The 19898-nt window shown below is 64.0% G+C and carries 20 protein-coding genes; 3 read left to right on the top strand and 17 right to left on the bottom strand.

From position 1 onward, the window contains the following. Positions 1–23: 23 nt before the first annotated feature. From R2C4_RS10040 to R2C4_RS10070, 7 genes are all read right to left on the bottom strand, one after another. Positions 24–860 carry a 4Fe-4S binding protein gene (locus R2C4_RS10040; protein ID WP_244940816.1) on the bottom strand — a complete coding sequence of 279 codons (837 nt, stop codon included), beginning with the start codon at positions 858–860 and terminating at the stop codon, positions 24–26. Positions 861–1155: 295 nt separating this feature from the next. After that, on the bottom strand, positions 1156–2142 hold the full coding sequence (locus tag R2C4_RS10045) for an ABC transporter substrate-binding protein (RefSeq protein WP_027244121.1): 987 nt from the start codon (positions 2140–2142) through the stop codon (positions 1156–1158). Positions 2143–2291: 149 nt separating this feature from the next. Continuing rightward, a complete protein-coding gene (locus tag R2C4_RS10050) occupies positions 2292–3137 on the bottom strand; it encodes an ABC transporter permease (protein ID WP_141890524.1) in 846 nt (281 codons plus the stop codon). Between the two features lie 85 nt (positions 3138–3222). Next, positions 3223–4140, bottom strand: a complete 918-nt coding sequence (locus tag R2C4_RS10055) for an ABC transporter permease (RefSeq protein ID WP_058287163.1) — start codon at positions 4138–4140, stop codon at positions 3223–3225. Positions 4141–4239: 99 nt separating this feature from the next. Beyond that, complete coding sequence (locus R2C4_RS10060) at positions 4240–5079, bottom strand: ABC transporter ATP-binding protein (protein WP_141890525.1); 840 nt, start codon at positions 5077–5079, stop codon at positions 4240–4242. Between the two features lie 60 nt (positions 5080–5139). Then, complete coding sequence (gene hydA, locus R2C4_RS10065; RefSeq protein WP_141890526.1) at positions 5140–6594, bottom strand: dihydropyrimidinase; 1455 nt, start codon at positions 6592–6594, stop codon at positions 5140–5142. 131 nt (positions 6595–6725) lie between these two features. Next, positions 6726–7976 (bottom strand): Zn-dependent hydrolase, encoded by a 1251-nt coding sequence (locus R2C4_RS10070; protein ID WP_141890527.1) that lies wholly within the window; start codon positions 7974–7976, stop codon positions 6726–6728. Between the two features lie 270 nt (positions 7977–8246). Here R2C4_RS10070 and R2C4_RS10075 point away from each other — a divergent pair, with 270 nt between their 5' ends. Then, positions 8247–8861, top strand: coding sequence for a TetR family transcriptional regulator C-terminal domain-containing protein (locus R2C4_RS10075; protein WP_058287167.1), 615 nt, complete (start codon positions 8247–8249; stop codon positions 8859–8861). A 211-nt stretch (positions 8862–9072) separates the two neighbouring features. Here the strand turns inward: R2C4_RS10075 and preA are convergent, their stop codons facing one another. The 8 genes from preA to R2C4_RS10115 form a co-directional block, all read right to left on the bottom strand. Next, positions 9073–10377, bottom strand: coding sequence for an NAD-dependent dihydropyrimidine dehydrogenase subunit PreA (preA, locus tag R2C4_RS10080; protein WP_141890528.1), 1305 nt, complete (start codon positions 10375–10377; stop codon positions 9073–9075). A 55-nt stretch (positions 10378–10432) separates the two neighbouring features. Next, the gene (locus tag R2C4_RS10085) at positions 10433–11767 is read right to left on the bottom strand and encodes an NAD(P)-dependent oxidoreductase (RefSeq protein WP_141890529.1); all 1335 of its coding nucleotides are present in this window, start codon (positions 11765–11767) and stop codon (positions 10433–10435) included. Positions 11768–11922: 155 nt separating this feature from the next. Further along, entirely contained in the window at positions 11923–12564 is a 642-nt protein-coding gene (locus R2C4_RS10090; protein ID WP_141890530.1) for a cupin domain-containing protein, read from the bottom strand. A gap of 88 nt (positions 12565–12652) precedes the next feature. Further along, the gene (locus R2C4_RS10095) at positions 12653–13051 is read right to left on the bottom strand and encodes a RidA family protein (RefSeq protein ID WP_058287171.1); all 399 of its coding nucleotides are present in this window, start codon (positions 13049–13051) and stop codon (positions 12653–12655) included. 120 nt (positions 13052–13171) lie between these two features. Beyond that, positions 13172–13909, bottom strand: coding sequence for an SDR family oxidoreductase (locus R2C4_RS10100; protein ID WP_141890531.1), 738 nt, complete (start codon positions 13907–13909; stop codon positions 13172–13174). After that, positions 13906–15234 (bottom strand): FAD-binding oxidoreductase, encoded by a 1329-nt coding sequence (locus tag R2C4_RS10105; protein WP_141890532.1) that lies wholly within the window; start codon positions 15232–15234, stop codon positions 13906–13908. The genes R2C4_RS10100 and R2C4_RS10105 overlap by 4 nt, the downstream gene beginning before the upstream one ends. Then, positions 15231–15650, bottom strand: coding sequence for a GtrA family protein (locus R2C4_RS10110; RefSeq protein WP_141890533.1), 420 nt, complete (start codon positions 15648–15650; stop codon positions 15231–15233). The genes R2C4_RS10105 and R2C4_RS10110 overlap by 4 nt, the downstream gene beginning before the upstream one ends. Beyond that, positions 15647–17056 carry a UbiA family prenyltransferase gene (locus tag R2C4_RS10115; RefSeq protein ID WP_141890534.1) on the bottom strand — a complete coding sequence of 470 codons (1410 nt, stop codon included), beginning with the start codon at positions 17054–17056 and terminating at the stop codon, positions 15647–15649. Before R2C4_RS10115 ends, R2C4_RS10110 begins: the two co-directional genes overlap by 4 nt. A gap of 233 nt (positions 17057–17289) precedes the next feature. On the opposite strand from R2C4_RS10115, the gene R2C4_RS10120 reads away from it, so the two are divergent. After that, entirely contained in the window at positions 17290–18696 is a 1407-nt protein-coding gene (locus R2C4_RS10120) for a hypothetical protein (RefSeq protein WP_141890535.1), read from the top strand. A gap of 93 nt (positions 18697–18789) precedes the next feature. Here the strand turns inward: R2C4_RS10120 and R2C4_RS10125 are convergent, their stop codons facing one another. Further along, complete coding sequence (locus R2C4_RS10125) at positions 18790–19053, bottom strand: DUF2312 domain-containing protein (protein WP_008553759.1); 264 nt, start codon at positions 19051–19053, stop codon at positions 18790–18792. Between the two features lie 193 nt (positions 19054–19246). On the opposite strand from R2C4_RS10125, the gene R2C4_RS10130 reads away from it, so the two are divergent. After that, complete coding sequence (locus R2C4_RS10130) at positions 19247–19465, top strand: hypothetical protein (RefSeq protein ID WP_141890536.1); 219 nt, start codon at positions 19247–19249, stop codon at positions 19463–19465. A gap of 35 nt (positions 19466–19500) precedes the next feature. Here R2C4_RS10130 and R2C4_RS10135 read toward each other — a convergent pair whose 3' ends face one another. Further along, positions 19501–19716 (bottom strand): hypothetical protein, encoded by a 216-nt coding sequence (locus tag R2C4_RS10135; RefSeq protein WP_058287178.1) that lies wholly within the window; start codon positions 19714–19716, stop codon positions 19501–19503. Positions 19717–19898: the final 182 nt, after the last annotated feature.

Genomic DNA, 19898 nt, shown 5'->3' on the forward strand with positions numbered 1-19898 from the left:
GCGGCGCTGCCGCGCGGGCATCCTCATCCGGCGGGCAAAACCGGCGGTAGGCTGGCGGGCAGCTCCTCGGCAGGGCCGGCCTCGGCCCCCGCGGCATTGCCGCACCCCTCCGCAGTCCCGTCCAGCAGATGCGGCAGGACCGCTGCCGCGGACAGGTCCATCCCCGGCGCCATGCGCAGCGCCCGCTGCGGGCAGATCGACACACACAGCCCGCATTGAAAGCACAAGGACTCCACAAAGCTCAGCGCGCCGCCGTTCTCCGTCAGGCTCAGCGCGTCCGACGGGCAGACCCAGACGCAGCTGCTGCAATGCGTGCAGCGATCGGCGTCCAGGCTGACAGCCCCGTAGGGGGCCTGCTCCGGCAGCGCGATATTGCCTGCCTTGGCCGGCAGCAGGGCCGCGGCGCTGGCCCGTGCGGTATCCCTGCGGCTGCCCACCGCAAGAACGTCCGGCGAGACGGAGGCAAACGGAAAGATCCCGGCCTCCAGACGCCGCGCCAGGGTGCCGCCGTCCCCGAACAGCAGGATCCGGCCCAGCCCGCCCAGCACATGCGCCAGCTCCACTTGCCGTTCCTGCTGCGCCAGTCCGGCAGCGCCGGCGCAGGATTGCAGGTGAATGACGTCAAAACCGCAAGCCAGCGCGTGCAGCAGGTCGGCATGGCCGATTTTCTGCACGCAGCAAACCTGGACCGGGATCACATCCGCCGCGGCTTCTGTCGGCGGGGGAAGGTCCACGGCTTCCGGCACAACCGGCTCCACCTCATAAAGAATCAGCACCTGGGCGCGGCCGGTTTCATGCTTGCGCTGATGCGCCGCCCGGCACAGCGCCATCAGCGGCAGTTCGCAGCTCCTGCTGGCCACATCCAGCAGCGCCGGACGCCCGCGCGGCGCATGCCGCGCATTGCAGGAAGGGATCTCGGGCCGCCGGCAGAAACAAATATAATGCGGCGGGTGCCCGTCTGCCGTCTGCCCTTCAAGGATATCAGCGCAAATCTCTCCCATTGGAAGATGCTAACACAGAAAAACTCATCCAAGACGTGTATTTCATCTTGACGGCGGAATTGTCGAAATTTTTACAAAAAACGGCTCAAAACAAAAAAGGCCCGCCGGACGGCCAAGTCCGGCGGGCCTTGGTTTCGCAGTCAGCAAAGACGGCTCAGTTCAGCGCCGCATCGGTAATCGCATGGGTCCAGGCGCCTTCCGGCTGCTTGGTGATCACCGGATCGGAGCCGCCGCCCATCAGCGTCGACACGGTCCGCTCGTAATCGGCCGGGTCCAGCGCCCCGTTGCTGCCGGCGGTCAGCTTGGCAATCTCGCCCATCATCCGCTTCTGGTGCTCTTCGGTCTGCGCACCCGATGCATCATTGTCCAGCACGATGCCGGCCGCTTCGTCCGGGTTCTCCTCGGCATATTTCCAGCCCTTCATCGAGGCCCGCACGAACCGCTCCATCTTGTCCGCAAACTCAGCGTTCTCGAGGTTCTCCTCCAGCACATAGAGACCGTCTTCCAGCGTCGCGACGCCCTGATCCTCATATTTGAAGGTGACCAGCTCCTCCGGGCTGACGCCCGCGTCGATGACCTGCCAGTATTCATTATAGGTCATGGTCGAGATGCAGTCCGCCTGGCGCTGCAGCAGCGGGTCCACGTTAAAGCCCTGTTTCAGCACCTCGACACCGTTTTCGTTCTTGCCATCTGTGCCGATGCCCAGCTGGCTCATCCAGCTCATGAAGGGGAACTCGTTGCCGAAGAACCAGACCCCCAGGGTGCGGTTCTTCAGGTCTTCCGGGGTTTCGATGCCGGCATCCTTCCAGCAGGTCAGCATCATGCCGGAGGATTTGAATGGCTGCGCGATATTGACCAGCGGCAAGCCCTTCTCGCGCGCGGCCAGCGCCGCGGGCATCCATTCCACCGTCACATCAGCGCCTCCGCCGGCAATCACCTGGGTCGGCGCAATATCCGGGCCGCCCGGCAGGATGGTGACATTCAAGTCCTCTTCTTCGTAAAACCCCTTGTCCAGCGCCACGTAATAGCCCGCGAACTGCGCCTGGGTCACCCATTTCAGCTGCAGCGTCACATCATCCGCCGCCTGCGCCGCTCCGGTTGCCCCCAGCGCTAGAGCCGCCGCAGTCATAATATGTTTCATGTCTTATTTCTCCCTATTGATTATGATGTGAAGCTTGCCCGGGTTTGACCTGTCGTTCAAAGTTTTTCGTTATATGGCCTGCCCTTGAGAGGCCCCCGCGCAAGATTTCGGCAAAGCCGCCCCGCGCCCGGCGGGATGACTTCTTGCTGTCAGCCCCGCTGCGACGGGTGCCAGAAGGTAAAGCTCTTCTCGATCAGCGCCACCAGCCCGTAGAAAGCGGACCCCGCCAGCGCCGCCACCACGATCTCGGCCCAGACCATGTCCAGCGCCAGCTGGCCGACGCTGGTGGAAATGCGAAACCCCATGCCGACGGTGGGCGAGCCAAAGAATTCCGCCACAATCGCGCCGATGAGAGCCAGCGTGGTGGAGATCTTGAGGCCGTTGAACACAAACGGCAGCGCCGCCGGCAGCCGCAGCTTGAAGAAGGCCTGCCAGTAGGTCGCCGCATAGGTCTGCATCAAATCGCGCTGCATGGCGGAGGTCTCGCGCAGGCCTGCCACGGTGTTCACCAGCATCGGAAAGAACACCATCACCACGACCACCGCGGCCTTCGACTGCCAGTCGAACCCGAACCACATCACCAGGATCGGCGCGGTGCCGACAATCGGCAGCGCCGCGACAAAGTTCCCCACCGGCAGCAGCCCGCGGCGCAGGAAATCGCTGCGGTCGACCAGGATCGCGGTCAGGAACGCCGCGCCGCAGCCGATCACATAGCCGCCAAGCGCGCCTTTCAGGATGGTCTGGGCGAAATCCTCCCACAGGATCGGCAGGCTGGCCGCAAAGCGCGCCGCAATCACCGTGGGCGCCGGCAGGATCACCAAGGACACCTCCAGCCCGCGCACCAGCAGTTCCCAGACCACCAGCACGGTAATCCCGAAGATCGCAGGCACCAATAGCTGCACCGCGCGGGTTTTCGAGGCCGGGCTGTTCGCCAGCCGGCTGTTCAACCACCAGCCGCCGCACCAAACAAACACGGCAAGCACCACCATCATCATGACAGGACCCCCCTGTTCTTCTGGCCGGAAATATCCCGGGTGAGCCGCGCAGCGGCGAGGGCAGAGCCCTCAATCCAAACCTCCATCATGCCCGCACCCCCATCCGGCTCAGCACCAGCTTCTCGATCAGCCCCAAAAGCGCCACCAGCGCCGCGGCCAGGATTGCGGCGGCAAACAGCGCCGACCAGATCTGCACGGTCTGCCCGTAATAGCTGCCCGCCAGCAGCCGCGCGCCGAGCCCCGCAACCGCGCCAGTCGGCAGTTCCCCCACGATGGCCCCCACCAGGGAGGCCGCAATGCCGATCTTCAGCGAGGCAAACAGATAGGGCATCGAGGACGGCAGCCGCAGCTTCCAGAACCCTTGGCTTGTATTGGCATTGTAGGTTTTCAGCAAATCAAGCTGCATCGCATCCGGCGCGCGCAGCCCCTTCACCATGCCGACAACCACAGGGAAGAAGCTGAGGTAGGCCGAGATCACCGCCTTCGGAATGATCCCCTGCACCCCGATGGAATAGAGCACCACGATGATCATCGGCGCCAGCGCGATGATTGGGATGGTCTGGCTGACAATCGCCCAGGGCATCACCGACATATCCATGACGCGGCTGTGCACGATCCCCACTGCCAGCAGAATGCCAAGCCCGGTGCCAATGGCAAAGCCCAGAAGTGTGGCCGACAGCGTCACCTGCGCGTGATAGATCAGGCTGCGTTTCGAGGTGATCTTCTTCTCTACCGTTGTCTCCCACAGTTCCACCGCCACCTGATGCGGCGCGGGCAGCCGCGGGCGGTCCTGCACCCAGGTCTCGCCAATGGCAAAGCTGTTGTTCGCCACCAGCCCGATCTCGCTCATGTCCCGGCGCGCCTTGGCGGTGGCGGGGGTGACTTCGGCCCCTGCCCGCTCCGCCTGGTCCAGCACGCCCTTGATGTTCATCGGCACGCAGGCTGCGTACCAAAGGGCGATGATGGCGGCGAGCACAGTGAGGACGGCAACAAGGCTTTTCATAGCTGTGCCCTCCGCAACCGGCAGCCGCACGGTGCACAGGGGGTGTACAGGGGGTGCACGCGTGACACCCTCCGGTTCCGGCGGGTCGTGCTGGCAGAATCAATCATCGCCATGCCCCGCCCGCAGGCCCTCACGCACCCGGTGGGCGATCTCGATGAACTCCGGGCTGTCGCGGATATCCAGCGGCCGTTCCTTGGGCAGCGTGCTGTCGATCACATCGTGGATCCGCCCCGGCCGCGGTGACATCACCACGATCTTGGTCGACAGATAAACCGCCTCCGGGATTGAGTGGGTCACAAAGCCGATGGTCTTGTTGGTCCGCGCCCAAAGCTTCAGCAGCTGCTCGTTCAGGTGATCGCGCACGATCTCATCGAGCGCCCCGAAGGGTTCATCCATCAGCAGGATGTCGGCATCAAAGGCCAGCGCCCGCGCGATGCTGGCCCGCTGCTGCATCCCGCCCGACAACTGCCAGGGAAACTTGCCGCCAAAGCCTGACAATTCAACAAGTTCCAAGACTTGGTTAACGCGCTTTTCCTGCTCCGCCCTGGAGTAGCCCATGATTTCCAGCGGCAGCTTGATGTTCTTGGAGATGGTGCGCCACGGGTACAGCCCCGCGGCCTGAAACACATAGCCATAGGCCCGGTTGCGCCGTGCCTCATCCGGGGTCATGCCGTTGACGCTCAGGCTGCCGCCGGTGGGCGTTTCCAGCGCCGCGATACAGCGCAGAAAAGTAGTCTTGCCGCAGCCCGACGGTCCGATGAAGGAGACAAAATCGCCCTTGCTGATCTTCAGGCTCACATCCTTCAGCGCATGCACCGGCCCGTCATTTGTCTGAAAGGTCAGGTCCAGGTTCCGGGCCTCGATCACGCAGTCTGCGGGGGCAGGTGCGGACGCGGCGGCCTCGGGGCGGATTGCCTGGGTGGTCGGTTCCATATTCATATCTTCGCCTTGATTTCACACAGGAAAACGGGCCGCCGTTTCCGGCAGCCCGCTCCTGATTTACACGCCTGTCGCCGGGATGCCGGTGCGCTCTACCGGACGCGGCGCGGTCAGCTCTTTCCAGGTCGACAGCGCCTTGTTCACCGTGGTGTTGGCCTCCCGGGCGACAAACTTGCCGTGGCCCTCCTGGCAGCGGATCTCACCATCATGCACCGCCACATGGCCGCGCGTCAGGGTAAAGCGCGGCAGGCCCTTCACCTCATGCCCCTCGAACACGTTGTAGTCGATGGAGGACTGCTGGGTATCCGCGGAAATCGTCTTACGCTTCTCGGGGTCCCAGACCACCAGATCGGCATCCGCGCCCACCAGAACCGCGCCCTTTTTCGGGTAGCAATTCAGGATCTTGGCGATATTTGTTGAGGTGACGGCCACAAATTCATTCGGCGTCAGACGGCCGGTCTCCACCCCGTGCGTCCACAGCATCGGCATCCGGTCTTCCAGCCCGCCGGTGCCGTTCGGGATCTTGGTGAAATCGCCCACACCCGTGCGCTTCTGCTCGGTGGTAAAGGCGCAATGGTCGGTGGCCACGACAGACAGAGAGCCCGACTGCAAACCGGCCCACAGGCTGTCCTGATGCTGCTTGTTACGGAACGGCGGCGACATCACCCGGCGGGCGGCGTGGTCCCAGTCCTTGTTGAAATACTCGCTCTCATCCAGCGTCAGATGCTGGATCAGCGGCTCGCCCCAGACCCGCTTGCCCTGCATCCGGGCACGGCGGATGGCCTCGTGGCTGTCCTCGCAGGAGGTATGCACGACGTACAGCGGCACACCTGCCATATCGGCAATCATGATCGCGCGGTTGGTCGCCTCGCCTTCCACCTGCGGCGGACGGGAATAGGCATGCGCTTCGGGGCCTGTGTTGCCTTGTGCCAGAAGCTTGGCCGACAGCTCCGCCACCACATCGCCGTTTTCGGCATGCACCATGGCAATGCCGCCCAGCTCCGCCAGCCGCTGGAAGGAGGCATAAAGCTCGTCATCATTCACCATCAAAGCGCCCTTGTAGGCCATGAAATGCTTGAAGGTGTTGATGCCGCGCTCCTGGATCACGGTCTTGATATCGTCAAAGACCTGCTCGCCCCACCAGGTCACCGCCATGTGGAAGGAATAGTCGCAGTTGGCGCGGGTCGACTTGTTGTCCCAGCGTTTCAGCGCATCCAGCAGGCTCTCGCCAGGGTTGGGCAGCGCAAAATCCACCACCATGGTGGTGCCGCCCGCCAGCCCTGCGCGGGTGCCGGACTCGAAGTCATCCGAGCTGTAGGTGCCCATGAAGGGCATCTCCAGGTGGGTGTGCGGGTCGATCCCCCCCGGCATTACATAACAGCCGGTGGCGTCCAGCTCCTCACTGCCTTTGAGGCCCTGGCCGATCTGGGTGATCACTCCGTTCTCAATCAGCACATCCGCCTTATAGGTCAGATCGGCGGTCACGATGGTGCCGTTTCTGATGACTTTACTCATTGCTATAACTCCCTGAACCGGGGCGTATTCTTACGCCTCCATTTGTCTCTTCCGCTGTCTGGCGCAGCTCTTTTCATCTTTCCGGAAATACTCCGGGGGAGCGGCCCGCCGGGCCGCGGGGGCAGCGCCCCCTACTCCACGATCTCCGCTGTCTCCACCACCGCATGGAACAGCACATTGGCGCCGGCCTCGGCCCATTCCTTGCTGATCTCTTCGGCCTCGTTGTGGCTCAGGCCATCGACGCAGGGGCACATCACCATGGCAGTCGGCGCCACCCGGTTGATCCAGCAGGCGTCGTGTCCCGCGCCAGAGATGATATCAAGATGGGAATAGCCCAGCCGTTCCGCCGCATTGCGCACCGCGCTGACGCAGCCCTCGTCAAAGGCCACGGGGTCAAAGCCGCCCACCTTCTCGAACTCGATCTCCACCCCCATCGCCTCAGCGATTTTGGTGCCCTGCTCGCGCAGGCGGTTTTCCATGTCGGTGATCACGCCGAGTTCCGGGCTGCGGAAATCGACGGTGAAAACGACCTTGCCCGGGATCACGTTGCGCGAGTTCGGGTAGACGTCGATATGCCCCGCCGCGCCCACCGCGTGCGGCGCATGGCTCCAGGCGATTGCGTCCACCGCCTCCAGGATCCGCGCCATCGCCAGGCCCGCATTGCGGCGCATCGGCATCGGGGTGGAGCCGGTATGGGCATCCTTGCCGGTGACCGTCACCTGCGTCCAGCTGAGGCCCTGGCCGTGGGTCACAACGCCGATATCCTTGCCCTCGGCCTCCAGGATCGGGCCCTGCTCGATGTGCAGCTCGAAAAACGCGTGCATCTTGCGGGCGCCGGTTTCCTCCTCGCCGCGCCAGCCGATGCGATTCAGCTCATCACCGAATGTCTTGCCCTCGGCATCTGCCCGGCCGTAAGCCCAGTCCTGGGTATGCACACCGGCAAACACCCCCGAGGACAGCATGGCCGGCGCGTAGCGGGTGCCTTCCTCATTGGTGAAGTTGGTGGCCACGATCGGGTGCTTGGTCTTGATGTTCATGTCGTTGAGCGAGCGGATCAGCTCCAGCCCCGCCAGCACCCCGAGAACACCGTCATACTTGCCGCCCGTGGGCTGGGTATCCAGATGCGAGCCGACATAGACCGGAAGCGCGTCCGGGTCGGTGCCTGCGCGCATCGCAAACATGTTGCCCATCTGGTCCAGCCCCATGGTGCAGCCTGCCTCCTCGCACCATTTCTGGAACAGGGCGCGGCCTTCGCCATCCGCATCCGTCAGCGTCTGGCGGTTGTTGCCGCCTGCGACTCCGGGGCCGATTTTGGCCATCTCCATCAGGCTGTCCCACAGCCTGTCACCATTGATTTTCAGATTCTGTCCAAGCGACGTCATCTCGAGCTTCCTTCCCTGTGCGCCCGTCTTTGCAGGCTGGCTCCGGCTTGGCGCCGTGTTAGGTGGCTTCGAATGCTGGTCCGTTGCAAAGCCGGGCCGTTTGCGGCCCGGACATTGATTTGACCAACTGGTCAAACTCACGCTATCACGGGTTCACCACCAGTCAAGAAATTGCCGCAGGACCCTTGCAAAAATCGGCGCCTTAGCCGGAAACAGGTGAAAATCCGTGCTTTCGCCCGCCGCAGGCGGCAGAACCAGACAAGGACGACCATGCCCGCAGACCGCGCGCCCACCCGCATTCAGAAGAAGAATCGCGCTGCCATTCTCGAAGCGGCGCTGGACGTGTTTTCAAGCCACGGCTTCCGCGGCTCCACCGTGGATCAGATCGCCAAGGCGGCCGGGCTGTCGAAACCGAACCTGCTTTATTACTTCCCCTCCAAGGAAGCGATGTTCAACGAGCTGATGGCGGGGCTGCTGGACACCTGGCTCGATCCGCTGCGCGGTCTCGATCCTGAGGGCGAGCCGCTGGAGGAAATCCTTGCCTATGTACAGCGCAAACTGCAGATGAGCCGGGACTACCCGCGCGAAAGCCGTCTTTATGCCAATGAGATTGTGCAGGGCGCGCCGCGGCTGCGAGAGGTGATCGCCACCGATCTCAAGGTTCTGGTGGAGGAAAAGGCGCAGCTGCTGCAGGACTGGATGGATGCCGGGCGGATCAACCGGGCGCACCCCCAGCATCTGTTGTTTTCGATCTGGTCGCTGACCCAGCACTATGCGGATTTCGACGCCCAGGTGCGCACGCTGATGGGCGAGGAAGACCCGTTCGACGCCGCGCCAGAGTATCTGGAAACCCTGTACCGCCGGATGCTTACGCCCAAAAGCTGACCTCAGATATCCTCGGAAACGCTTTGCAGGAGAACCGGGAGCTCCCGCGCCCGCAGGTGCCATCAGCCGTGCTGATGCCCCCTTGGCGGCCTTGGGCCCGGCGCCGCGCAAAGCGCGGCGCCGGGCCCAACGGGAGGAGCGTCTCCTGAAAAGGAGACCGGCGACGGGCGGGAGCCTTTCCGTTTGAGCTGCCCCCGCCCGCTGGAAAAGTTTACTCTGCGGCCGTTGCCGACGGGTTGTTCGGATGCGTGGTCCAGTTGGCGTAGTCGTCCGAAACCACCTCGCCGGTGCGCTCGTCGATCTGGCCTGCCGGGACTTCCTCCATGGTGATGCAGCCCTCCACCGGGCAGACATTCACGCAAAGATTGCAGGCGACGCATTCGTCGTCCTTCACCGTGAACACCCGGTCCTCGCTCATCGCAATCGCCTGGTGCGAGGTATCCTCGCAGGCCGCATAGCAGCGGCCGCATTTGATGCAGTCGTCCTGGCTGATCCTGGCCTTGGTCACGTAGTTCAGGTCCAGATACTGCCAGTCGGTCACATTCGGCACCGCCATGCCGATGAAATCCTGGGTGGAGGTATAGCCTTTCTCGTCCATCCAATTCGACAGGCCCGAGATCATCTCCTTCACCACGTTGAAGCCATAGGTCATCGCCGCGGTGCAAACCTGCACGTTGCCAGCGCCCAGTGCCATGAACTCCGCCGCGTCGCGCCAGGTGGTGACGCCGCCGATGGCAGAGATCGGCAGGCCGCGGGTCTGCGGGTCGCGGGCGATTTCAGCGACCATGTTCAGCGCAATCGGCTTCACCGCCGGGCCGCAATAGCCGCCGTGGGTGCCTTTGCCGCCGATGGTCGGCTCCGGCGCCATGCTGTCGAGGTTCACCGAGGTGATCGAGTTGATGGTGTTGATCAGGCTGACCGCATCGGCGTTGCCCGCGTGCGCTGCCCGGGCCGGGTGGCGGATATCGGTGATGTTCGGGGTCAGCTTCACGATCACCGGCTTGGAGTAGTATTTCTTGCACCACTCGGTGACCATCTGGATGTATTCCGGCACCTGCCCCACGGCAGACCCCATGCCACGTTCGGCCATGCCGTGCGGGCAGCCAAAATTCAGTTCGATCCCGTCGGCGCCGGTGGCCTCCACCTGCGGCAGGATGTCCTTCCAGGCCTGTTCCTCGCAAGGCACCATGATCGAGACGATGACGGCGCGGTCCGGGTAGTCTTTCTTGACCCGGGTGATTTCCTCCAGGTTGGTCTGCAGCGGCCGGTCGGTGATCAGCTCGATGTTGTTGAGGCCCAAAAGACGGCGGTCGGCGCCCCAGATCGCGCCATAGCGCGGGCCGTTCACGTTGACCACCGGCGGGCCTTCGGCGCCCAGGGTCTTCCAGACCACGCCGCCCCAGCCGGCCTCGAAGGCGCGGCGGACGTTGTATTCCTTGTCCGTCGGCGGCGCCGAGGCCAGCCAGAACGGGTTGGGGGATTTGATACCCAGAAATTCCGTTGTCAGATCAGCCATTTGATCTCTCCTTTTAAGGCTAGCTTGGGTGCAGCGGAGCCGCACCCGAGCTGGCTCAGCCCATCAGGCTGGAGTGAATGTCCATTGCAGCGTGGCGGCCCTCGGCCACGGCAGTCACGGTCAGGTCCTCGCCGCCCGAGGCGCAGTCGCCCCCGGCCCAGACCCCGGCCACAGAGGTGCGCCCGCTGGCGTCGACCTTGATCTTGCGGCCCTCCAGCGCCAGCGCCTCCGGCTGGCCCTCCAGCGTCTGGCCGATCGCCTTGAACACCTGATCCGCGGCCAGCCGCAGGGTTTCGCCCGTGCCGGAGACCTTGCCGTCCGCGACCTGAGTATACTCCAATTCGATCTCGGCCGCTGCACCGCTGCCGTGCACCGCAACCGGCATCACGTTGAACATCAGCTTGACGCCCTTCGAGGCCGCCAAGTCCTGCTCGAACCGGCTTGCGCCCATCTCCTCGCGGCTGCGGCGGTAGGCGATGGTGACGTTTTCGGCGCCCAACAGCTTGGACTGCACCGCAGCATCCACCGCGGTCATGCCGCCGCCGATCACCACCACATTGCGGCCGACCGGCAGCGTGGTCAGGTCGTCCGCCTGGCGCAGTTCGGCGATGAAGTCCACCGCGTCGCGGACACCGTCCATGTCTTCGCCCGGCGCGCGCAGGGCATTGACCCCGGCCAGACCAATGGAGAGGAACACCGCGTCATACGCCTCCTTCAGCGCATCCAGTGACAAGTCCTCGCCCAGTTTTTGGCCGTAATCCATGGTGATGCCGCCGATCTGCAGCAGCCAGTCCACTTCGCGCTGCGCGAAGTTGCTGGTGGTTTTATAGGCGGCAATCCCGAATTCGTTGAGGCCGCCGGGCTTGGACAGGGCGTCATAGACCACCACGTCATGGCCCAGCATCGCCAGCCGGTGCGCGGCAGACAGACCCGCCGGGCCCGCCCCCACAACGGCCACCTTCTTGCCAGTCGCTGCGGCACGGGTGAAGGGATGCACGCCCTTCGCCATCAGCGTGTCGGTGGCATAGCGCTGCAGGCGGCCGATCTCGACCGGCTTGCCCTCTGCCGTCTCCCGCACGCAGACCTCTTCGCACAGGGTTTCGGTCGGGCAGACCCGGGCGCACATGCCGCCCAGAATGTTCTGCTCCAAAATGGTGCGGGCCGCGCTTTCGGGGTGGCCTGCCTGGATCTCCCGGATGAACTGGGGGATGTCGATGCTGGTCGGACAGGCCGTCATGCAGGGCGCGTCATAGCAGAAATAGCAGCGGTCGGCGGCCACGGCGGCCTCATGCGCGTCATAGGGCGGGTGCAAGTCCGAGAAGTTCTCAGCGATCCCGGCAGCGTCAAGCCGCGCTGCCTGAATGCCGGATGCCTGATGGCTGGTCGCCATTGGGTGTCTCCCTGATTTTCGGTTGTTCTTGCTGTTCAGAGTGCCACAGTCTTATTTTTTATCAACTGGTAAAATTTTTCCCGCAGGCAAAAAATATGCCGCCCCCGAAGGAGCGGCGTGCAAGAACTTGATTTCACGCCGAAATCAGGCGATGCCTATTGAGCAGTCATTTGCGAAAGATGGCCGGTTTTCATCCACACTTTCGCACCGTCCGTACCGGCGGTGGCGTCAAACCGGCTGCCGGGCGGCAGACGCAGCCAGTCCCAACGGGTGAAATCCTCGCCGTTCTCGCTGTAGCTGCCGTCCACCACAAAGACCTCCAGCCCGCCGGGCGCCTGCAGGCTGACCGCGTGATGCGGACCCCAGGTTTGCAGCGTCACCGTCTCAACCGCATCCTGAAACAGCTGCTGCTGCGCGGCGCCGCCATCGGCGCGGGTTTTGACCTCGGTACGGTCGGCGGGGTCGAACTGGTGCAGCTTGACCAGGATCACCGCGCCCTCCGCCGCGGCGGGCGTGTGGCTGGTGGTGGGCGGGTTACGGACATAGGAGCCTGCGGGAAAGTCGCCGTGCTCATCCTGGAACACGCCGTCCAGCACCAGAAACTCCTCGCCGCCGTCATGCACATGCGCATCAAAGGCGGACCCCGGCGCAAAGCGGACGATGGTGGTGGCGCGGGCAACTTCCTCGCCGATGCGGTCGAGCATCTTGCGCTCTACCCCCGGGGCCGGGCTGGGCACCCAGGGTGTGTCCTCGAAATGCACCGCGGCGCGTTTGGTGAAATCGGCATTGATACGCATCTTGCTCTCCCCTTGCTGCGCCAAGCAATGTGGCGGCTGGCCGGGACCATGGGAAGAGCGCTCACGAAACCGTGCTTGATCCGCGGCGTCAGCCGGGCAGCACGGCAGTGGCTTCGATCTCCACCCTGGCCTCATCCTCGACCAGCGCGGAGACGACAACCATCGTCATCGCCGGGAAGTGATAGCCCATCACCGCGCGGTAAGCCTTGCCGACCTCAGCCTGATGGCCAAGGTATTCCGCCTTGTCGGTCACATACCAGGTCAGCCGGGTGATGTCCTCTGCGGTGCCGCCCGCGGCCTCGACCACCTCCAGGATGTTGCGCAGCGCCTGGCTCATCTGGCCGATGAAATCATGGGCCTCGAACACCTGATCCGCAGTCCAGCCGATCTGGCCGCCGACAAACAGCAGCTTGCCCTCTGCGACCATTCCGTTGGCGTAGCCTTTGGCGGGCTTCCACCCTTCGGGATGCACACTGATGGCCGGCATGGCGGGGCTCCTTTGCTGATAATGCCTGCCACCGACAATAGCGCTGCCGCGGGAATTATTTCAAGCTTAAAACTTATAAGCCTGAAGCAAACCCGCCGGACCATCCGGTGCCAGCCCGCTTCAGATGCTCATCTTCTTGAACACAGCTTCCGGAATGTTGCGGATGATCAGCATGATCAGCCGCCAGACCGGCCGCACATAGACGATGTTTTTCTGCTTGGCAGTGGCCTCGGTGATGGCGCGGGCGACTTCCTCGGGCTGGGCCGTCAGCTTGTCCGGCAGGTCCATGCCCTCGGTCATCTGCGTGGCGACAAACCCCGGCAGCACCGTAACCACATGCACGCCCTTGCGGGCCAGCCGGTTGCGCAGGCCGGACAGGAAGGCGGTGAAGCCGGCCTTGGCCGCGCCGTAAACATAGTTGGTCGCGCGGCCGCGGTCTCCGGCCACCGAGCTGATCCCCACCAGCGTGCCGGAGCCGCGCTGTTCGAACCGGCTGGCCAGAACCGAAAGAATGCTGGCCGGGCCTTCGAAGTTGCTGCGCAGGACCCGGGCCGCGGCGGCGGGGCTGGTCTCGCTTTCGCCCTGCTCCCCCATGAAGCCGACGGCGCAGACGGCGATGCCCGGCAGTTCCGGCAGCGCACCGGCAAAGCGCTCATGATCCTCCAGCGCCAGCGCGTCGAACTCATGCAGAGAAACTGGCACGCCGTGGCGCAGCTCCAGATCGGTCTTCTGGGGCTCCAGACTGTCCGTATTGCGGGCGGCCAGCTGCACAGGGCGGCCTTGGGCGGCATAGGCATGGGCCACAGCCATGCCTATGTCCGACCGGGCGCCGAGGATCAGAACGGGGGATTTTGTCATAGCGAAAGCCTTTGCGACTGGGCGGACTGAAAGGACGGGTGCAACCCGGACAGCTGCCGCATCCCGGCAAACTCTGCTGCCCTGGAGTCGGCAGCGTGCAGCGTGTCCCGGCTCATCCGGCTGTCCTTGGCCAGATAGAAGCGGCCGCCGTGGGCAATGGTGATACGGTCGAGGTCCTGCATCAGCTGCAGGCTGCGGCGGTTGACCGGAAAGTCCAGCGCCAGCGTGTAGCCCTCCATCGGGAAGGAGAACGGGCTGTCCTGCGCGCCCAGCCTCTTGAGCACCGCCAGAAACGACCCCTGCCCGGCAGCAGAGATCGTCTTGAGCAAGGCACGCAAGCCTGCCCGCGCGCGGTCCAACGGCAGCACGCATTGAAACTGGGCAAATCCCTTGCGCCCGTAGATCCGGTTCCAGCCCAAAAGCGCATCAAGCGGAAAGAAGAAGCTGTCGTAACCGGTGATCTGCCGCCCGGCCTTGCGCGCCCCGGCCCAGTAATAGGCGGCATTGAACGCCCGAACACTGTAGCGGTTCAGCGCAAAGGACGGGAACACTGGCGGCACGGTGCGGTTGCTGGCGCGGGGTATGGCAAAGGGCCGCGCCGCCTGGTCATAGCTCAGGTCCTGCAGCCCGGCATGTTCCCCCAGCATGACCAGCGACCGCCCAAGATTGCCGCCGCCCGCCAGGCAGTCGATCCACGCCACGGAATAGGTTGCGGCGGCGGAGCGTTCAAAGATTTCGATGGCGGCGTTGAGGTTTGCAGCGGGTAATGTCTGCTGCCGGATCCAGGCCGAGGGCACCCGCCGCAGACGGATGGCGGCCCGCAGGATCACGCCCGTAAGCCCCATGCCGCCAGCGGTCCAGTTGAACAACTCTGTGTTTTCCTGGGGGGAGCAGCGGCGGACCGTTCCGTCCGGCCCCATCACCTCGACCCAGTCCAGGCAACTGCGGAAACTGCCGTCCTTGTGGTGGTTCTTGCCATGCACATCCGCGGCAATGGCGCCGCCAAGGGTCACGAACTTGGTGCCCGGCACCACCGCCGGAAACCAGCCCCGTGGCAGGAAGGCAGAGATGATATCGCCCAGCAGCACACCGCTTTCCGCCACCAGCAAGCCGGTCTGCGCATCAAAGGAGATCATCTTGTTGAAATGGCGCATATGCAGGGTCGCCGGCGCGCCAACCGCGCTGTCGCCATAGGCGCGGCCATTGCCGCGGGCGATGACGGAAGGATTGCTGGCGATCAGCCCCTGCAGCTCCGCCTCGCTGCGCGGCGCAAGCAGCTGCGCCTGGGACACGGGGTAGTTGCCCCAGCCTGACAGCCCTCTCATTCCGCCTCCCTTGCGCGGCGGGTAAAGACGAACTGCCGGTCGAGATGGTATTTCACCGTGTAGCCGATCACCAGTCCCAGGACTGCTCCGGCCTCGCGCGCCGCATCGGTGCCCCAGATGAGCCAGAACAGCGTTTCGGTGATCCAGAACACCGCCGTGGTCGCCACCCCCATCGCCGAATACAGCAGGAAGGTCCGGCCCTGGTGCTTCAGGCCGCCCTGCTGGTCAAAGAAGATCCAGCGCTTGTCCAGAAAGTATTTGACCACCAGCCCGGCCAAAGTGCCCGCAGCCATGGCAGCGGTGAAATGGGCGCCGGTCTCCCCCAGCTGCAAAACCGCGCGCTGGGTGGCGAGGTTGACGGCGGTGGCCGCGGCCGCAAAGGCGGTGTAGCGGACGAGAAGCTGGTGCAGGGTCATAGCGCGCTGCTCCACACCGCAAAGGACAGAGCGATCAGGAAGCACAGCTGGCTGCCGCGGTCGCGCGCGGCATAGACCACCGGGTCATCCTGCATCTGGCCGCGATGGGCCAGCATCACCGTATTGGTGATCCAATAAAGCAGCACACAGCAAATCCCCCACAACCCCTGCGGCGTGGCGTAAAGCGCGGCCACCGCAGGCGAATTGAGGTAGAGCGCCAGAACCAGCACCGACACGTAGCCCGCGGCAATCGCGATCATCGAGATCACCGGCAGATCGTCAACGTGATAGCCGCGCCCCTTGGCGGTCAGCTGCTGGCGTCTGGCGCTGTCCACCAGCTCCGCCTGGCGTTTCACGGCGGCCAGCGAAAAGAAGAAGAAGATGGAAAACGCCAGCAGCCAGACCGACAGCGGTATGCCGGTAGCGGCACCTCCCGCCGCGATGCGGATGGTGTAAAGCCCCGCCAGCAGGCAGATATCCATCACGATCAGCCGCTTGAAATGCAGCGAGTAAGCCGTTGTCATTGCGTAATAAAGCAGGATGACCCCAAGAAACAGCAGGCCCAGCGGCAGGGCTGCCGCCAACCCGCCCAGAAACAGCGCCGCCGCCAACCAGCTGCCGTGCTCTATCGGGATGCGGCCCGCGGCAAAGGGCCGGAACCGCTTGCGCGGATGGGCGCGGTCGGCGTTCAGGTCAAGGAGGTCGTTCACCACATAGACGCTGGAGGCGATCAGGCTGAACGACAGGAACGCCAGCAGCGACTGCACCAGGGTCACCATGTCCAGCTGATGCGCGGCCAGCATCGGCAGGAACACGAGGATGTTCTTCAGCCACTGATGCGGCCGCAGCGCCTTGACATACGCGGCCAGCGCGGGCTCCACCGTTGCCAGATGTTCGGTCCGGGACGCCGCGTGCTCCGCCTTCTGGCGCAGCGCCGGGGCGGCATTGACGGTGACCGCCGTTGACGCCAGCCGCCAGACCGGCAGATCGGCGGGGGAATCCCCCATGTAGGCAAACCTGCCCGCGCCGAACCGGTTTTGCAGGAACTCCGCCTTGACCGGGCCTTTCAGGTTTTCGGTGCCGGTGGAGCCATGCACCTCGTCAAACAGGTCCAGATGAGCGGCGATCTGATCGGCGATGGACTGGTCGCTGGCAGTCACCAGCGCGGTTTTGCCGCCCCGCTGCCGCCAGTCCCTGACATAGTCCATGACCGCCGGATCATAAGGCAGGCTGGCCGCATCAATGCGGGAGGTGCCGGCCAAGTGCCGCTTCAGCGCCGCTCGGCCGTTCAGCAGCGCAACCGCCGCGGAAAAGGGGCTTTTCCAGTCGCGCCCGAAGGAAGACCAGAAGCTTTCATAGAGGATATTGCTGCGCAGCAGGGTGCCATCCAGGTCGACGGCAAGCATGCCGGGCTGCCCGGCCGGAAGCGATGAATCTGTCGTCAAATGAAGTCAACCGGAAGATGGATTTGGTCCCTGCCCCGCTTGTACCAGCGGCCCGGCTTTTTGGCTAGGTGCCAACTCCGCCGTGCCGCGGCCGCCTGTTGCACCGATGCCTGTGCCGGAGCCGCTGTCCGCCAGGGGGAATTTCATAGACGCCCCGGTTCCAGTATGACGGGGCAAAACAATTGAGGTCCGGCATGACAACTCCCCCGCAGGTTACCGGCATGGCGCGCGCTCCGGCGCCCGGGCTGGCTTCGCTGCTGCGCGATACCGCAGTGTTCACCCTTGCCGCTGCGGCGGTCGTGCTGCTGACCAGAACGCTGGCGGCGCTGCTGCTGGAGATCCGCCCCGATCCTGTCCACCTGTCCGGGGCATACCAGCACCTGCCGGTGCAGCAGCTGCATGACGGGCTGCTGGAGGCACTGATCGCCTTGCATTCGCAGCCGCCGTTCTGGAACTTCCTGCTGGGGCTGGCAGCCAAGGCCTGCAATGCGCAGGAGGCCTGCATGATCCAGCTGATCTGGGGCAGCCACCTGCTGCTGACCGTTGCGACTGCTGCCAGCATGTACGCCGCCTTGCGGCTGCTGGCGCCGTCACGAAAGCTGGCATGGCTGCTGCCGCTGGCCTATGTGCTGTCTCCGGCTGTGTTCTATTACGAGAACTTCATCCTCTATGCCCATTTCACCTCAGCGCTTTTTGCCTTGTCGTGCCTCTGCGTCCTGCTGCTGCTGAAAACGCGCCGCACGCTGTTTTTCCTGCTGTTCTGCGCCTGCCTCGCCGTCCTGTCGCTGACCTGGACGCTTTTTCACCCGGTCTACATCCTGCTCGTGGGAGGCCTGCTGCTGTTCAAGGCGGGTGCCGGACCGGCCCGCGCCGCCATCCTGGCCCTGACGCTGGCGGTATCGCTGCTGCCGTCGGTCAAGAACAAGGCGGTGTTCGGCATTTTCAGTTCCGGCAGCTGGCTTGGCCTCAATGTCTCGCAAGTGGCGCCGGAGCGGATCGAAGGGTGTTCCTTCAAGACGTTTGCCGAAACCCACGGGCTGATCGGCCAGCATATTGGCAGCGCCCTGAACGATCCGCGGATGATCGGCTATTCCAAAACCTGCCTTAAGAAGTCCCTGGACGTGATTGCTGCCAGCCCCCTGCAATACGCCGCCGGCGTGGTGGTGCGCGCCTCGACAAGCCTGTCGCTGTGGCCGAACGAATACCTGTTCCCGCCGCTGAACTGGGACCGCTTCCCCAAACTGCCGGACACCAATCGGGTGCTGACCGAAGACAACAAGATCGTGATCGGCCCCAGCCTGTCGCGATTCCTGACCCTGGCGCTGAACCTGTTCGCGCTGATCGCGCTGGCGGAGCTTGCCCGCCGGGACCGGGATCCGGCACGCCGGGCGTTCTTTCAGGTGATGCTGCTGTCGGTCGTGCTGTTCCTGGGGGTGGCGCACGCGGTGAACGGGCCTGAGCAGGAGCGTATGCGCTACACGCTGCATCCGCTGTTCTGGGGGCTTTACGCCGTGGTGCTGCTGGAGGCCGGCCGGCGCCTGAGGCGGCTGTTCGCACGCGCCGGAGCAGAAAACCTGCCATCGGCGGGCAGCTCGCGCTAAAATTTCGCGGCTTGAATGCAAAACTGGCGCCGGGGGCACTTCCGCCCGCCCGGCGCCAGCTAATTCCCTGCCAGGGCCGAAGCCCGGCGCGGCTTACATGCCCAGGGCTTCCTTGTACATTTCCAGCACCGCCTCTTCTTCGGCGATGTCGTTTTCGTCGCGCTTGCGCAGGGCGATGATCTTGCGCATCACCTTGGTGTCGTAGCCGCGCCCCTTGGCTTCGGCCATCACCTCTTTCTGCTGCTCGGCGATCGTCTTTTTCTCTTCGTCCAGACGCTCGAACCGCTCTATAAACTGGCGCAGTTCGCCAGCGGTCACACGGTAGTTTTCGCTTTTTTCGTCTTCGGTGATATCCATCTGCGGCTCCGTCGGCACATGCTGTCAGTTGCTGTCGGAGCAAGGGGATAGCGCCCCGCCCGCCGCGCCGCAAGAAGGGAAAGCGGCGGAGCTGCGCCAAGCGGCAAAAACCGGCACCCGTGCCGGCGCGGCTTGCGCGCGGTGGACGGATCGGCTAGGCGCGGCGCAACGCAACCCCTGCAGGAGCACACCCATGTTCGATCTTATCGTCTGGACCGGAGCCGCCTTGTCCGTTGCCGGGCTGCTGGGGCTGGTCTGGTGCATCATCAAGGTCGCACGCGCCCGCCGCCAAAATCTGGATGACGACGCGCTGCGTGCCGTTGTGCAATCGGTGCTGCCCTACAATCTGGGCGCCCTGCTGCTGTCGGTGCTGGGCCTTATGCTGGTGATGACGGGCATCTTCCTGGGCTGACGCCCGGCCCGCCCCTGCCTGACAACAGGTCTGTGTCAGACGGGCATGTTGTCGAACATCTCTTCCACCGCTTCTTCGCACAGCGCAGCCTCAAGACGGCGGAACCGGCGCGGAACCTCTGCCCCTTTCTTGCGCATGTGATCCAGCAGCCGGATGAATTCGGGCCGCATGGCCAGCCGGGCCGCGCCGGTCTCTCTCTGAATTCTGGTTTCCAGCTGTTCGACGGTGTGAAACAGATCTTCCATTGTCATAAGCAGTCCTCCCTACGTCCTGCGATTGTGACAGTATTTCGCAACAGGAATACGAAATCCCGCAGAATGTTACCTTTGCGCCGCATTTTCACGCTTTTTTTACGGCTTCCTGACGCTTTTGCGGCTTTACTCAGCACCAAACGATTCTAAGGGGCCGGTTCCAGCCGCGCCTTGACACACAT

Source organism: Leisingera aquaemixtae (assembly GCF_006740765.1).
In the GTDB taxonomy this organism is placed as follows: domain Bacteria; phylum Pseudomonadota; class Alphaproteobacteria; order Rhodobacterales; family Rhodobacteraceae; genus Leisingera; species Leisingera aquaemixtae.